The sequence below is a fragment of the Methylobacter sp. sgz302048 genome (assembly GCF_052162025.1).
Taxonomy (GTDB): Bacteria; Pseudomonadota; Gammaproteobacteria; order Methylococcales; family Methylomonadaceae; genus Methylobacter.
In genome coordinates, this window is sequence record NZ_CP197401.1 from 1,184,524 (window position 1) to 1,200,338 (window position 15,815).

Genomic DNA, 15,815 nt, shown 5'->3' on the forward strand with positions numbered 1-15,815 from the left:
GCGCGACAATACTGAAGGAACCTATGAAAAAATCAACTGCTCACTATCCGGCCGTTCCGCAGCCCATCCCCGTATGGCGCAACCTATAGAAGCCTGGGCAGAACCTTATGCGCCTGAAGTCTCCGGTTCTGAGAGCCGCGCCACTCATGCTGATGTTGTATTTATCCGCCTCCGTGGCAGTTGCCGAGGTGTCAGTTAAGGGCGTTAAAGGGCAGGCCAAGGAAAACGTACTGCTTACGCTGTCCCTGGCAAAGGAACGTTGCGATGCGCCGGAGTGGAAAATACGAAACCTCTACGCGCAAGCCGATCAGGAAATCGACGAGGCCTTGCGGGCATTGGGCTATTACCATGCCGCCCTTGAAAAGTCGCTGACTTTTGACCGGCAATGCTGGCAGGCTCGCTTTGACATCCAGCCCGGACCGCAGGCTGTCGTCAGCGCTATCGATATCGCGATTACAGGCGAAGCCCATGACGATCCTGAGTTTCAGAAATTGCGCAACAACTTGCCGCTAAAGATCGGCAGTCCCGTCCATCACGGCCAATATGAAAGCCTGAAGCGGCGCTTTGAAACGCTTGCGCTGGAGCGCGGCTACCTGAATGCAAAATTCACCGAGAGCAAACTGCTGATCGACAAGGCGCGCAACAGCGCCAGGATCGAGCTGCTGTTCGATGCCGGAAAGCGCATGTATTTCGGCGATGTCACCATTAAGCAGGACATCCTGAATCCCGACTTTGTGGAGAAATATATTTCGATAAAAAAAGGCGATTACTACAGCACCGAGCAATTGGCTAAAACACAGAGCGCACTGTCGCAAAGCGACTATTTCGACAGCGTGGAAATCATTCCGGACACCGAAAACATCGAACAGCAGCGCGTGCCGGTTTCGATCACGCTGTCTCCAAATAACCGGCATCTGTACAGTTTCGGTCTGGGATTCGACACCGACATTGGGCCTCTAGGCAATGCGACTTACAAGAACCGCCGCCTGAACCGGCGCGGCCATTTTCTGAACGCCAACCTCGACATCTCGCCGGTGCTGTCGATTGCCGATGTCGAATACAGCATTCCGATGAAAGATCCGGTCCATGACGTGCTTAGTTTCGGCGGTGGCTTCAGATACGAAGATACCGACACTTTCAAGTCCAAAAAAGCGGCGCTTTCTGTACGCTACAAGAAAGCGCGGCCCAACGGCTGGAAGCAGACGCTCTATCTTGACTACAGTTATGAGGAATTTGAAACCGAGACTGAATCAGGCGAAGCGTTGTTATTGGTACCCGGCGCCAGCTGGCTGCGCTCGGTGGCCGACAGCATCGTGCGGCCGACCAAGGGCTACAGGGCCGAGTTCGAAGTGAGAGGCAGCTATGAAACTCCGTTTTCCGACGTCAGTTTTCTGCAGGGCATTTTTTCGGGCATCTGGATGCAGCCCCTGCCCGGGGGCGGCAAATTCATCGGCCGGACCAATCTGGGCGCGACACTGGTCGATGATCTGAGTAGACTGCCGACCTCATACCGTTTTTACGCAGGCGGCATCAACAGCATTCGCGGCTATGATTACAAGGAACTGGGACCGAAGGACGGATTCGGCCATGTCAAAGGCGGCGAGTTCCTGACGGTCGTCAGCGCCGAATACGAGCATCCCGTTCTCGATGACTGGGGCGCGGCGGCCTTCGTCGATAGCGGCAATGCCTTCAATGCCGGCGACATCAGCTTCAAGACCGGCGTAGGCCTGGGCATCCGCTGGTATTCGCCGGTCGGTCCTGTGCGCCTCGATTTCGCCGTGCCGCTGAACGAGGCTAATTCCTCGTTTCAGATCCATTTTTCCGCAGGCGCCAGACTATGAAGAAATGGCTGCTGGCAGTCTTGCTGATCGTGCTGATGATCCCTGTCGGTCTGTTTGGGCTGGTCAGCAGCGAAGCGGGCAGCCGCTGGCTGTTGCAGCAGGTTTTTTCAAGACTGCCTGCACAGGTGACGGCTGCGAAGATAGAGGGCCGGCTGATCGATCGCCTCGTGCTCAAGGATCTCCATTATCAGAGCGATACCGAAACCGTCGCCGTTAAAAATCTGGCTTTTGCCTGGAGGCCCCGCGAGTTGCTTTCGGGCACCGTCAAAATCATCGACCTGACGCTGAATGGCGTCACCGTGACTATCAGGAAAGCTGAAAAGCCCAAGGACGAGGCGCCGTTCGATTTCGGGGCCGAACTGCGGCTGCCGGTCGAGATTGCGGTTGAAAACCTGCTGCTGACCGATACGCGGCTACAGTCGGGCGAGCAGGTGTACGAACTGGCCAGGCTGCGCCTGGCGGCAGCGACTGAACAGGGGACGCTCAGCGTCAGTCTGCTGGAAGTCAATGCCAAGCCTGTCGTCACGACCATACAAGGCCAAGTAACGCTGGGCAAGGGTTTTCCTTTCAGCCTGCAGGCCGATTGGCAGGTCAGCACCGAAACCAACGGCGTATGGCAGGGCGCATCCATCGTCCACGGCAACATCGACAGGATTGTGTTCGATAATCGATTATCTACGCCATTCGCCGCCAGCCTGACAGGCAATCTGGAAGATGTGCTCGGCAAGCCGCGTATAAACGCCCGCGGCGACTGGCGCAACCTCAAATGGCCGCTGATGGCCGCCGAACCCCAGCTGAAGAGCGAGCAAGGCACATTCGAGCTGAGCGGTTTGCTCGATGACTACCGGCTAACCGTCAACAGCCGGCTGACGCAGCAGTATCTGCCCGAAAGCCATCTGGCATTCAAGGGCACAGGCAGCCTCGAAGCCATGGCCATCGAAAGACTGGAGCTGAAATCCAAAACCGGCTTGTTTCTGCTGGCGGGCGATGTTTCATGGCAGGAGGCGCCGGCGTTTGACCTGACAGCCCAGGGTCAGCATTTCAATCCGGCCATTATCATGCCGGAAATGCCCGGCGATCTGACCTTCAGCACACATATCAAAGGCAAACTGGCCGAGCAGGCGCTGCAACTGGAAGCCGATATCAACAAACTGACCGGCAAGCTGCGCGATTATCCGGTGAGCGCCGATGGCAAACTGTTTCTGGCCGGAGATCAGCTGACAGTCGAATCACTGCGCATCAATTCCGGCGTCAACAGGCTGGCCGTGGATGGTACACTGGGACAGGAACAGGGCGCTTTGGACGTTACAATCAATGCGCCCAAACTGGATACGCTGTGGCCGGGACTGGGCGGCAGCCTGAAAAGCGAAGGGCGTCTCAAGGGCGCATGGCGGCAACCCTCGATTGATTTCCAGGCCCAGGGCAGACGTCTGCGCTTCGCCGGATATAGTGCTGCGGAACTGAATGCCGATATCGGCTATCGCTCCGAAGCAACGTCAAGACTGAATCTATCAGCGACCGCCATCAAAAGCGGCGCTATCGAGATAAGCCGACTGCTGGTCGAGGGCAGCGGTACGCAGGCGGTTCATAGCCTCAGTGCCGATCTGCGTTCAAATAAAGGCGACCTGTCAGCCGGACTGACGGGCGGCATCGAAAACGGCCGCTGGCAGGGCAGTTTGTCCAAACTGGCGCTGAATGTGCCAAATCAAGGCCGCTGGCAGCTTCGGGAGCCCATGGCTTTTACCGTAGCGCCGCGCGAGGCGGGCGTCGACCTGGCTTTCGAGCAGGGCTGCTTGGCCCAGCAGGCCGCTTCCGTCTGCGTGCAAGGCCGCTATCAGGCCAGCGGCGACTTTCAGGCTGAATTGCGAGCGTCGTCATTGCCGCTCGCGCTGCTGCAGACTTATATGACAGAACAGGTGATGCTGAGCGGCATCCTCAATGCCGATGCCCAACTAGCGCGGCGCAAAGGCGTGCTAGCCGGGCGCTACAGTCTTCAGATGCCGTCCGGGGCTAAGGTCTTGTTACAGGCTAAGGAAACTACTACCGCTATTCCGCTCGGCGCCTCGTCCGTGACCGGTACGGTAAGCGGCAATGAGGTGTCGGCCGATCTGGATCTGGCCTTGGCCGGCCGGGACTTCGTGCGCGGACAACTGCAGGCCGATATCGGCCCGAGCCAGGCTGTCAATGGCCGCATACAGGCCTCGGTGGCCGAGTTTGCGCTGTTCAACGCTTTGGTGCCGGATAAGGTGTCCGGCCTTAAAGGCCAATTGCAGGCGGACCTGACGCTGTACGGAGTCCTGCAAAAACCGGCGGCGGCAGGCTCGGTAAGGCTTTCCGGCGGCGCTGTCGATATTCAGGAGCTGGGCCTGAAACTTCGCGATATTAGCGTAGAGATCGCGGCTGCCAGGGAGAATGCCGAGCGTCTGCGCATACAGGGCGCGGCCAAGTCGGGCACCGGCTCTGTCTATCTGGATGGTTTTGTGCGGCTGCAGCCCGAAGCCGGCTGGCCGGTTGAGCTGACGCTGACAGGCGATGATTTTGAAGTCGCGAAGCTGCCGGAAGCGCAGATAGCCGTATCGCCGGCATTGAAAATAGCTTATGCGAACGGGCAGGGCAAAGTGACGGGCAAACTGGGCGTGCCGACGGCGATCATGAAGCTCAAGCAGTTGCCGGAGCAGGCCGTCAAGGTCAGCGAAGATGAGATTATTGTCGGCGAGGAACCTGTCGAGAAAACAGCACCGGCCGTGCCGGGTTTTGATATCGATGTCGACGTCGAACTGGGCAAGAATGTGAAATTTTCAGGGATGGGGCTAAAGACCGACCTGGCAGGCAAGTTGAAGGTCGTCCAGAGAGCGGGAAAAATGACCATGCACGGCACGGTTGACATGAAGGAGGCCCGCTACGAACAGTACGGGCAGGATTTGACCGTGCGCAAAGGACGCTTTGCCTTCAACGGACCGATCGACAATCCCTGGCTGGACGTTGAAGCCGTCCGTGTTTCCAATGACAAAAAAGTGACGGCGGTGCTCAGCGTGAGCGGATCATCGAAAGCGCCCAGGACCCGCATTTATTCGGAACCGGCGCTGCCGGAAGCGGAAGCACTGGCCTACCTGATCACGGGCCGGCCGCTGAATCAGGCCAGCGAATCGGAAGGCAATATGATAGCCGGCGCAGCGTTATCCTATGGGGCGGGGAAGGTTGCCTGGCTCGCCAACAAGTTCGGAGCCGATCAGTTTGAGGTTAAAGAAGGCAAGACGCTGCAGGATACGCTGCTGGCCGTGGGCCGGCATCTGACGCCGGAGTTTTATATCGGCACCAAGGTCGGCCTGTTCAACAAGCAGGCGGTGCTGGTCTTGAGGAGGATGTTGACAAAGGCGCTCAGCGTGGAAACCGAGGCAGGCACGTCGCAAAGAATCAAGCTGAACTATCAGATTGAGACCGATTGACAGAAGAGAAAACCGCTGTCCCATAAAAGCGCTCAATACAAAATAACATGAATAATTAAAACTCAACCGAAACCTCCTCTATAATTTCCCTGATTGGATGACTTTACCGGAATCTGACTTTGTTACTATCTGATGTTGCGCAAAGGCCGTTTCATCCCGTTTGCCGTGCCGAGCACCGCTGTTTTAGCGGCGGTAGGCCGGGTTGATAAACCCCGCATTTGGCGTCTCCCCATCTTCGTGGGTACGCATCGCGTATCTTTCCGGACTTGCGGTGTGCCGAAAAGCCCTGAACAGGTACGCGATGCGTACCCTACAGTGGATTTCGCCTGGATTTTGGCAGGGCAGCGGGGTAGGCCAGGCTGCTAAACCCAGCATTACGGCCGCCCATGCCGGGTTTCCGCTAAAGCTCCAACCCGCCTATACAGGCTGTTAAAAGCAAGTAACTCGCCTTCGGGTGCGACAAACCCGATTAAGTAAAACCGTCGCGTTAGCGGCACTTTGTTAAACCGATCTGTATTCAGCTTACTGCGTAACATCAGTTACTATGAACAAACCGGCAATGCGAGGCCGTCCGGCATCTAAAAAGACCACAGTACCGCCTCAAGTCAAACCACGTCCGCGCACGACACGGCCGGCAGTAAAAAAGCCGGCGTCCAGGCCGATGATGAATCATTTCAGAAGTCGGCTGTCGTTGATAATGCTTGAAGTAACCAGTCTTGTCATTACCGTCGCATTGCTGGTTATCGTGCTGTTGGGTTATTCGGCCGACAGATTTTCAGGCACGCGTTTTTTCAGCAGCCTGCTGCCGTTCGCGGTCGGCGTGGTCGGGCTGATTCTGGCCGCGGCGGCGCTGCTGATCGGCTGGTGGAAACTGCGAACACAACTGCGCGCCTTTTCATCGTTATTGCCGCCGATGCTGGCCGTCGGACTGGCGCTCATGGTCGGCTGGTTTGCGATACAGGGTGAATTTTCCCTGGCTTACGGGCACTTCCGCTCACTGGTCGGAGGCAAGCAGGAAGCGGCCCGCATTACGCTGGCTCATCAGGTTTATGCGGCTTATCGGCGGTACGATACGGTGCAGCTGCTGCGACTGGTGAAGCGCGCGGAAGAATACAATGCCGTTATCGAAGAAGCGGCTAAAGCGTTCGATCTGGACCCGAATCTTTTGCAGGGCGTTGCCGCGGCAGAGTCTTCGTTCCTGCCACGCGACAGCCAGGATGGCGGGCATGGCCTGTTCCAGATCACGCGCGTGCCCAAGGCGGCCACAGAACAGGCCGGCAGGCGCCTTGGCGTGGATAAATTGTCTTTGCTCGACCATCGGCACAATGCCTTTATTGCCGCCGCCACCCTGAAACACTATCTGGCTGAAATGAAAGGCGATCTGTTTCTGGGCCTTTTGGCCTACAATATTGGACCCACCAACGGCGGCCTGCGCTTCATCATGCAGCAGTACGGCGTGACGGATTTCGTAACCATTCAGCCTTATCTGCAACAACTGCCGCGCGATTATCCGGTGCGCGTATTGTCATATTCCCTGGCTTTCAGGCTCTGGCAGCATGAAGGTCAATTGCCGGCTTACGAGGAAGGCAGGAATGCCATTCGGATACAGCGTATCGGCATACCGGGATTGCAAATGGAGCTTTGAGCTGTTTTGCAAAGTTATGCTGGACATCGGGCAAGGAACAAGGGCTAAAGGCGCCGGTCTTAGTGTATGTAGGGTGCGCAAGCAGCTTATTGATCAATGCTGTTAAGTTAAGCCGTTCGTGGTGAGCTTGTCGAACCATGAATGGCTTAACGACTTGTTCCACTCGCCCTTCGACAAAGCCTTTAGTCCTGAGCGTAGTCGAAGGAGCAGGGCGAACGGAACAAGCCTTAACTTAATGGCATTGGCTTATTGACTGGTTGCGGCACACTTAATTTAGCCTTTGTTTTTCGAAGGAAAAAATCATGATGACAGAAGCGCACTGGCAGCGTTTCATGGGAGGGAGCGATGCCGAGAAAATAGCTAGGCTCAAAGGCTGTGAATTGCTGAAGCCTATCTATGCGCAACGCGGATTTCTGCCCGAGAAAGACCCTCTGACCGCATTTCCTCATGAATCGCGTTATGCCGTGCTTGATGAGATCGGGCATGACCTGCCGAGCCAGCTCTATGACAAGAACTTTCGGACTTATGCGCGGGAGCTGGAAATTCCAAGATGGCAGGGGCCTGCTACCGAAGAGAACCTGCCTCAGCTGCGCCTTTATTATGTGCGGCTCGGTTTTCTTGCCTCCGCTTACGTCAGTCAGGTCGGGGCGGAGCCAGACAAGGTTCTGCCATATAACATCGCGGTGCCGCTGGTGCGGGCCGCAATGCTGCTCGATCGTTTGCCCATTCTGAGTTATGACGGCTACGCGCTCTATAACTGGAAACGCTTTCGCAAAGATCAACCGATCCGGTTGGGCAATATCGATACCCTGCAAAACTTCGTTCACCTGTATGACGAGCATTGGTTCATCCTGGTGCATGTAGAGATTGAAGCAATAGGGGCCGATATTCTGGCTGCGATCGCGTCGATCAAACGCAAACTGGCGGAAAATGATGATGTTGACCTGAACCCGGAGCTATGGCTCATCGCGGATTCTGTGCAACGCCAGGTCGAGGTGATCAAGCGCATTCCGGAGTACATGGATTCCAGTCTCTATTACAAGACTTTCAGGCCTTATATCCGCTTTTTCGAAAATATAACCTATGAAGGCGTGGAGCAAGCGCCCATCCAGTTTCGTGGAGAGACAGGCGCCCAGAGCAGTATCATGCCGACCCTGATCGCCTTCATGAAAATTCCACATCAGCGATCCGCCCTGACGGACCATCTGGCCGATATGCGCAAGTACATGCCGCTCAGGCACCGGGTGCTGATCAAGGAAGTCGAGGCCATGCCGGATATCAGAAGTCCTGAATATAAGGAGCCTTATAACGCCATTCTGGATGCCATGGCGGCCTTCCGGCGCGTCCATTACGGCTGGGCGCAGGAATATATCAACCGCTGGACGGATGATCCGAGGGGAACCGGCGGCACTCCCTATATGCAGTGGCTCAAACAGATGTTGCAGGAGACTGAGGCTCACCGTCTTTAAAATTGCGTGCGGATTTTTACAGACAATATTACATCTTTTCGCCGGTATCGATTATCCAGTCCCTGACGGATTGCCATGAGGAAACTTATCCTCTGCTTTGATCCGGCTGCGGCGAAATGTCAGCAGGACCTAATGGCGATCGAACCAGACATGCTTGGTATATCCATCCACATGTTTGCAAAGCAGCTCTAAATAATCGCCGTGGATGGGGCCGACTTTATAGTGATGATCAGGGTTCAAATCGTAATGGCTCAAATCATGAACCATGAGCGGCATATCTTCATTGTCTATATAGCCCGTGCTTACAACTTCGTTTCTTTCCAGATCTTTGATTTCTATTTTGTGAGTTTCCATAATATTCGCTCTTTAAAGTCAATGAGAAAAATGACAGGATTTATGGTTAGAAACCAGCCTTGCCTGATTATTAGAAAATAAACCTTTGTTACGGTTCAAACTCGCAGTCCTTTGCGACAGCGCCGTTAGTCCTCGCACTCCAAGAGGCAACGCATAAAAAGTGAACGTCTAAGAAGACGTTTGGAAACGCCCGCTTCAGGCCAGACGCATCAACATAATGCGGCGCATGACGATATACCCCCGTTTCATCGGTGCGAGTGATACGCTCGTAACTTTTGCTGAGGCGGCGTGAGTGATTCAGTCAATTGAAGGTACGTTCGATCGGCCAATGATGGGGAAAGAGCACAAGCTGGCTTGCTTGGGGCGTAGCACCACTGCCAGGCAGAACTTGAAACGTTCTGCTGGCCAAGCCATTAACCGAACAGGGTAGTCATCATCCACCTAACTCTTTAACCCAAATCAGAACAACGGAATTGCTTCTAAGAGAATTAACGCAACAGAAGCATTTTTTGTACTTGAGCCTAAAGGGTTGCATGCAGGATGGACATCATATTGATGCCTTTATGGCCTATACTAAGACGACCAGGGGAGTCTTGTCGGCAACTAATTTCCTTCGCCTTCCAGGTTTCAGCCACACTGACTTGTCTGCCCATGCGAAAGCCGGTTTTGGCAAGATACTCAAGCCAGCGGGAGGTGCATTCGTGACGTTCAAAGCGCTGCTCTTCGGGGTGAGAAACCACATCATCGATTTCTCTGGCAAAAAACGCCTTCAGGCCATTTTTTTCGGATTCGCTGATATCGAGCTGATCGATAATGCTGAATACACTGCCATAATGCGCATAGGCATTCTCTACCCGCTGGCACCAGTCGCTCTCCATATGGTTGCTGTCCGGCTCGGTCAACAGGAGGGCATCGGGATGCAATTGGCGAATCATATCAAAAAATGCGATGCGCTCGGCTGTGCTGGGGATGTGATGGGCGATCAGTGAAGCATTAACAGCGAGTTTATTGAATTGTTTGGGGAAGGCAGAAAACAATTGTTCCGGCATCAGCTTTTCGACCAAGCAATCCAGCGGGAAAAAAATGACTTTGAACGGTACTTTCGCCGCCGCTTTGGCAATCATTTGGCCGGCATGAGTTAAAGCCTCATGAAATGGCTCGACACCGATCACTGTCAATGTTTTCAAGGAGGTATTCCCGGACATGGACTGGATAAGTTTGGCGGTTTGAATGCCCCGGCCTATGCCAATATCAATCAGTACCGCATGCGGACCATCGGCAATGACATGCTTGATGGCATCGTTAACAATGCCATGGCTCATGCTGACCAGCGGAAACTTGTTGATAAGGATGTCAAAAAGCTCAATTTGTGGAATTTCGAAGCGTTTCAGATAAATATGCTCGCGCTCCCCGTCATGAAGGTTGAACCGGTTCTGGATAGCGTTGAGGAACAGCATGTCCAGGAAAGCTTGTGGTTCATCTGCAGCGCGTTCTGCGTTGTATTCGATCAATTGCCTTAATTGGGCGAGATGATGTGGTGCAGGGCTGCGGTCAAGTTTGCCAAGCAAAGCTTTTAAATTGCCGTTTAGTGAAAAATCGTGAGCGTGTTGCATAGTAAGTTAACTTCTAATAGTAATAATAAAGTTTTTAGGTATCTTTCATACTCTTAGCAGCCGGCAACAAAACTACGAAGTTAGTCAGGTTTGTTAACGGTATATCTGCCGTTCCAATGATTGATAATTTAATAAATAAAAAATCAATTTGACTGCCGACCTTTGGCTGTCGCTGTGTCCTTGTTGGTACTTCATTCAACAGATCATCACAGTAATTGCTTACTATGGTACGGCCGCTCAGTACAAGCCTCAATGAACAAACTCACATCTACGATGTGAAATATTGCACAACGTATCGTCAGAAATTTGGTTTTTCGAAACATGCGAACTGTCTGGACGCACCGGACGCGATTGATGTGCTTCATTGCTCCCGTCACATCCTGTCAGGCCGACTATGCAGAAGCGATTCAAGAGAGCCGAATTCAGAGCAATTAAAGAGAGGCTGATATAAACCGTGAACATTCCTGAGTTTATTGCCTAAAATCGGGTCTTCGTGGAAGATATAGTCACTTTTGGGTTTTCGGCTGAATGTGGGATTTATCCACGCGACCTGGGGCGTTGAATACAGGGACGGTTATCAAATCAATTGCTTAAACATAAACAACTGGAGTTATGCGACAAATGCCTTGGATTATTGGACATTCAATGTCGTATATATACTACGTTATGTGTAAATGGCGGATTAAGTCATGGCGAATAATTGGAACATTCCAGCTTGGCTAGAAACGGAAGTCAGGAAAAGAGATAAGGCTTGTGTTTATTGCGGTGTTGAATTTGCGCCTGCCAAGGTCTCCAGAAAGTCCGCAGCCAGCTGGGAGCACATCATTAACGATGCAACAATTATCACCAGAGAAAATATCGTTCTTTGTTGTTGCGGGTGCAATGCCAGCAAGGGACAAAAGCAGCTCTCTGTTTGGTTGCAATCTAAATACTGTAAAGAGCGTGGTATTACTTCAGCTTCAGTGTCCCCAATAATCAAACAGGCAATTTCAAATGGTCAATAAGGTCACGCATAACATGACGCTCAAAGGGACGTGCCGCATCATGGCGGTTTTAAAGTTTTGTAATTTATCAAGCTTTGGGGTTTCGTTTAGCGTCCGTGAGCGGCACGCCCCTTAGCTCTACGTTATGTTTACGAAAGTCACAGATTATGAATAATCGATTCGACATAGAATTTAAGAAGTATGAGTTCGCTAAATATAGCTTCCAAGAGTGTTTGAACTTTCTGGATTTGCATAGACAGCTCCATAACTATGTGCAATTTAATCTGTCATTCGAAGTTATGGTTTCAACAGCATTTGTGGTTACCTATGCACGACCCTTTAGTAGCTCAAATAACGAATATCATGGTATGCGTATGGGTTCCATATCAACAAAATGGTTAAAAGATCTCAGCCCGAGTCACAAGAAAAAACATGATTATCTTGTAGGGACGGGCCGTAATGCTTTAGCTGCTCATATTGATCTGGGGAAGCTTATGCCGAATGTGTTTGTAAAAGATGGCCCTCATAATGACTATGTTTTTGATCTGCAACTTCTCACCATAAATGATAATACACTTAGTAAGTATACAGAGCTAACCAAGGCGGCTCTGCAATTCTGCCAAAATCATCAGGAAAGCCTTAAGCCACACTTGTCAAGTAATCATTTAGTCCCGGAGATTCATCACCCAGATGCTAAACGTTTTATCAAGCGGAGCAGTGACAAAAGTGATGGTTAATTTACGTCATAAAAAACATAACATGGCGCTCAACCGGAGCGCGGTTATAAGGCGGTTTTATTTTTTCAGCTTTCCGGGCCGCGCCCGGTTAGCTCTACGTTAGGTGAAATCATGACGTACAACATGGTCGTAGATTCTGAGCTTGTTGGGCTCAGTATTCCCGAGAAATTCCTAGCCTATTCTGATGCATACTGTAGTGCAGCAATTGCGTTAACAAGCCAGATGGCATCTGATCCAGAAAAGGCGGCTTGGGCTAAAGCCGCCGTAGTGCTAATGCTATCTGCGCATTCTGCTGAACTGTTACTGAAGGGTATGCTTTTTCATAAAGACCAAAATTTCAAGATCAACAACACCCATGATCTTGAAAAACTTTACGGCATGTACCAGCGCGAATTCCCGGAATCCAAATATCACTTCGATATGCCTTTCAAGACTGAGTGCCAAGGCATGTCTGAGGCCGAGGTCGAAATATTCAAAAAGGAGCAAAGGCCGCCTGCCCCGAGCGTTTTATACAGATATCCTACAAAAACAGGAAGCGCTGAGTGGGAAGGAGCATTTGGTTTTGAGGCAAGTTCATATATGCGGGTTGTGCACGCACTTTCAAAGGATATCGCAAGGCTGAGAGAGTGTATCACCTAACCATGCGCTGCACCGGACAAGCCGGTGAGCGCGACGTTAGGCATTATGGAATGAATGCGTTGGCTTTGGCTTGCTTTCATCAGCCTCGGTGGTTACGGTAAGGTTGCGTTTGTGAACGCTCTGCCATTAGCAGCCATGCGTTTGCGTCATGCGCGGGGCAAGCCGCGAGTCCTGTATTGGGCTAGCGTCCGGTGCGTTGTTTTGGTTTTTTGTCCAAGGTCGGTTGGCTTTCATCGTGCTTCTTGGCCTAACATGGCGCTCAAAGGGACGTGCCGCCCCAGGGCGGTTTTAAAGTTTTGTCATTTATCAAGCTTTGGGGTTTCGCTTAACGTCCGTGAGCGGCACGCCCCTTAGCTCTACGTTATTCATCAATACAAATTGAAACTTGAATTCAAAGGAAACCCTTGAATGAATGCATACCTGATATTGGATTTGGCAATTAACAATTTTGAGAACTTTCGGGAATACATCGAGAAAATACCGTTTTTTATAAAAAAACATGGAGGTAGGTATATCGTGCAAGGCGTAGAACCTGAAGTCATGGAGGGCGACTGGCGCCCAAATCGAATTGTAGTACTTGAATTTCCCTCAAAAGAAAACGCGAAAGAGTTTTTAAGGGATCCCGATGCTCAATCGTTATTCGCAATCCGGCATCAATCTACGACTAGCAAGTTAATCTTAGCCGATGGATGCGTGTAAGCCGTAAAGTACGATGTATAACGAATAAAGAGATTCAAGTTGCTAAATACCATCCAAGATTGGCGAAATAATCTTCAAATCAAGGCGGTCGAGAATAAGCAAGCCGCAAAAGCTAATGGGCAGAAATATATTTAGTACAGCAGTGTCAAAAACAAGGATATCAAGCGGAAATTTTCAGAGGGCCTTTGCATCTTTCCTTTTCTGGTATTCCCGTTGTAAGGTTTTGCCGTTCCCTATAAAAAGCAGGAGTCAAGTATGAAACACGCATTAAAAACTAGCCCTAGCCCTTCCATCAAGCGGGACGCGCTAAAGCGAATCCCTTATGCCAAACGTTAGGGATTGCATATGCCAACCGTCTTTACGCATCCAGCTGTACCGTTAGCTATTGGTCTAGGGCTAGGCCGCAAGCTAGTCCCCGCTCCTTTGTTAGCGTGCGGTGTTATTGGCTCAATCCTGCCTGATCTCGACGTAATCGCGTTTCGCATCGGCATTCCATATGCAGCGGAGTTCGGTCATCGAGGGTTTTCCCATTCGCTGCTGTTTGCATTTGTCGTTGCGTTGCTATTCGCTTGTTTCTATCGCTTCCTCCAAACAAATTTTCTCCGCGCGCTCTTATTTCTGTTTATCGCTGTGAGTTCGCACGGAGTGCTGGACACACTGACAAACGGCGGTCTGGGAATCGCCCTCCTTTGGCCCTGGTCGGAGCATCGATACTTTATGCCCCTTCATCCAATCGAAGTGTCTCCTCTCGGTATGTCCAGGTTCCTGTCGGAACGCGGCCTAGTGGTCTTGAAGTCAGAGTTCTTATGGGTCTGGCTACCAGCAATGGCAGCCACCGCAACGATGATGCTTGCGCGCCTTGCCCTAACACTCCAGTCAATCGGACAACCGAAAGCAGGGCGCTTCTTTCCGAACGGTCCGTCTCGCGCGGTTGCCAGTTATCTAGACATTATGAGATTGTATAAAAGACGGCAATAGACAAGTTGAGCAAAATACCAGGAACCGGAGAGTTATAAAATGACCTGAACGAGGCGCGGTAATTCCGCGCCTCTGGGTTTTGTTTTGCCGCCGCATGCATACCAGATAGGCCGATGTCATGCTACTGCATGGTGTATTGCGCTGCTACGGCAGTGTGCAGGTACCGTCACCACCATCGCGAACATAATAGTCTGTAGAGAGATAGCCGTTGGCGGCTGAGATAACATTCTGGCCAGCGCTCAGAAAGACGGGAGTATGAGGACGGGTTGAGCTTAGCTGTGTCAGCGGTGCGCCATTGACGGAAACATTGAGCAGGTAAGAGCCATTATCGAACAGGTTTACATACGGTTGCGCCATGCCGGTTCTGGCGTTCCATGCGCAACCGGGCGTTACCGTCGCGTAAGATTTGTTGCTGGCGGCATATTCCAGTGTGCCGTCGGCGCTGAAGGTATTGCCAGTGGTGTCCGGGAGTGCACACATGCCGGGTTGTACATTAAACGTATAGCTATCGGCGGTTCTTTTGCTGAGCGCCACCACTACACTGTTGCTGCCATCGGCCAGCCAGACATTAGCGGCCGGGTTATCGGGTGTGACAGTTGCCACAGAAGCACCGTTCAGCGACACAGCGGCGCTCACCCCTTGTTTGGGGTTGAATAGACCGGCTTCTATTGCCGGTGATTGCGCGCCGGTAGCTGGATCGGCAGCGCATTGCACCCCGCCGGATGCGTATGTCTTGCCGCTTGCGCCGACTTGTATGGTAGTAGCTGCGCAAACCGGCGCAGCTAACGCCGCCATGCCCGCAAACGCGGCCGCTCCAGAGAATAAGATTTTTTTGTTTTTCAAAGTTAGCTCCTTGTTGTTATGTCGACCTTATCAGTCAGCAATAAACATAGCAGAAACCATATTAAAAATAAGTTAATTTGCCGGCGATTCGCAATTTGGCGAATGAAGCGATTCAGCAGAGCGGGACTCTGCATTCCGCCTAAAACCACAAGCCATAACGCATCCCGCCAGAGTGGTGGACGATCATCAGCTATCCGATAAATTCGAATAAATTGTCAATTCCAGCACCGGCTCTGCCCGGAATAAAGGCCCCGGCATTTGGGCGACCTACAAGAAACGTATAGCCAAGAAATCAGCGCTGTGCTCCGGTAAAAAACGGACAGTTCATCGGCTGTCCTCTCCACATTTCTATTTGCCGCTAACAGAACTTAGAGAGCCCCAGGAAAGCATATCCAGAATGAGGCTATGCAGGAGAGCATCCGGGGGAATTCCTTATAACCTGTACCGAGCGCTGAGCAATTACAGCTTATGTAATTTTCACACATTTTTTGTGGAATATTACCGTGATATTACTTTTCAAATCACTAAAATAGCTTTCTAAGTTTAATATTATTTTATGGGTGTTATT

General features: G+C 51.8%; 12 protein-coding genes. 9 read left to right on the forward strand and 3 right to left on the reverse strand.

What is annotated here, in order from left to right; translation table 11 throughout:
• Positions 1–107: 107 nt before the first annotated feature.
• From ACTNE6_RS05725 to ACTNE6_RS05740, 4 genes are all read left to right on the forward strand, one after another.
• Positions 108–1,841, forward strand: coding sequence for an autotransporter assembly complex protein TamA (locus tag ACTNE6_RS05725; RefSeq protein WP_442498923.1), 1,734 nt, complete (start codon positions 108–110; stop codon positions 1,839–1,841).
• Positions 1,838–5,287 (forward strand): translocation/assembly module TamB domain-containing protein, encoded by a 3,450-nt coding sequence (locus ACTNE6_RS05730; RefSeq protein WP_442498924.1) that lies wholly within the window; start codon positions 1,838–1,840, stop codon positions 5,285–5,287. Before ACTNE6_RS05725 ends, ACTNE6_RS05730 begins: the two co-directional genes overlap by 4 nt.
• A 544-nt stretch (positions 5,288–5,831) precedes the next feature.
• Positions 5,832–6,932, forward strand: coding sequence for a transglycosylase SLT domain-containing protein (locus ACTNE6_RS05735; RefSeq protein ID WP_442498925.1), 1,101 nt, complete (start codon positions 5,832–5,834; stop codon positions 6,930–6,932).
• A gap of 302 nt (positions 6,933–7,234) precedes the next feature.
• Entirely contained in the window at positions 7,235–8,401 is a 1,167-nt protein-coding gene (locus ACTNE6_RS05740; protein WP_442498926.1) for a hypothetical protein, read from the forward strand.
• Positions 8,402–8,530: 129 nt separating this feature from the next.
• Here the strand turns inward: ACTNE6_RS05740 and ACTNE6_RS05745 are convergent, their stop codons facing one another.
• Positions 8,531–8,755, reverse strand: a complete 225-nt coding sequence (locus tag ACTNE6_RS05745) for a hypothetical protein (RefSeq protein ID WP_194972235.1) — start codon at positions 8,753–8,755, stop codon at positions 8,531–8,533.
• 521 nt (positions 8,756–9,276) lie between these two features.
• Complete coding sequence (locus ACTNE6_RS05750) at positions 9,277–10,368, reverse strand: GRAS family protein (RefSeq protein WP_442498927.1); 1,092 nt, start codon at positions 10,366–10,368, stop codon at positions 9,277–9,279.
• A gap of 689 nt (positions 10,369–11,057) precedes the next feature.
• Here ACTNE6_RS05750 and ACTNE6_RS05755 point away from each other — a divergent pair.
• The 5 genes from ACTNE6_RS05755 (at position 11,058) to ACTNE6_RS05775 (ending at position 14,404) form a co-directional block, all read left to right on the forward strand.
• Positions 11,058–11,372, forward strand: coding sequence for a hypothetical protein (locus tag ACTNE6_RS05755; protein WP_442498928.1), 315 nt, complete (start codon positions 11,058–11,060; stop codon positions 11,370–11,372).
• Positions 11,373–11,518: 146 nt separating this feature from the next.
• The gene (locus ACTNE6_RS05760; RefSeq protein WP_442498929.1) at positions 11,519–12,088 is read left to right on the forward strand and encodes a hypothetical protein; all 570 of its coding nucleotides are present in this window, start codon (positions 11,519–11,521) and stop codon (positions 12,086–12,088) included.
• A gap of 111 nt (positions 12,089–12,199) precedes the next feature.
• Positions 12,200–12,727, forward strand: coding sequence for a hypothetical protein (locus ACTNE6_RS05765; protein ID WP_442498930.1), 528 nt, complete (start codon positions 12,200–12,202; stop codon positions 12,725–12,727).
• A 408-nt stretch (positions 12,728–13,135) separates the two neighbouring features.
• Positions 13,136–13,426 (forward strand): DUF1330 domain-containing protein, encoded by a 291-nt coding sequence (locus ACTNE6_RS05770; RefSeq protein WP_442498931.1) that lies wholly within the window; start codon positions 13,136–13,138, stop codon positions 13,424–13,426.
• Positions 13,427–13,771: 345 nt separating this feature from the next.
• Positions 13,772–14,404, forward strand: coding sequence for a metal-dependent hydrolase (locus tag ACTNE6_RS05775; protein ID WP_442498932.1), 633 nt, complete (start codon positions 13,772–13,774; stop codon positions 14,402–14,404).
• A gap of 144 nt (positions 14,405–14,548) precedes the next feature.
• Here ACTNE6_RS05775 and ACTNE6_RS05780 read toward each other — a convergent pair whose 3' ends face one another.
• On the reverse strand, positions 14,549–15,247 hold the full coding sequence (locus ACTNE6_RS05780; RefSeq protein WP_442498933.1) for a hypothetical protein: 699 nt from the start codon (positions 15,245–15,247) through the stop codon (positions 14,549–14,551).
• Between the last annotated feature and the right edge of the window lie 568 nt (positions 15,248–15,815).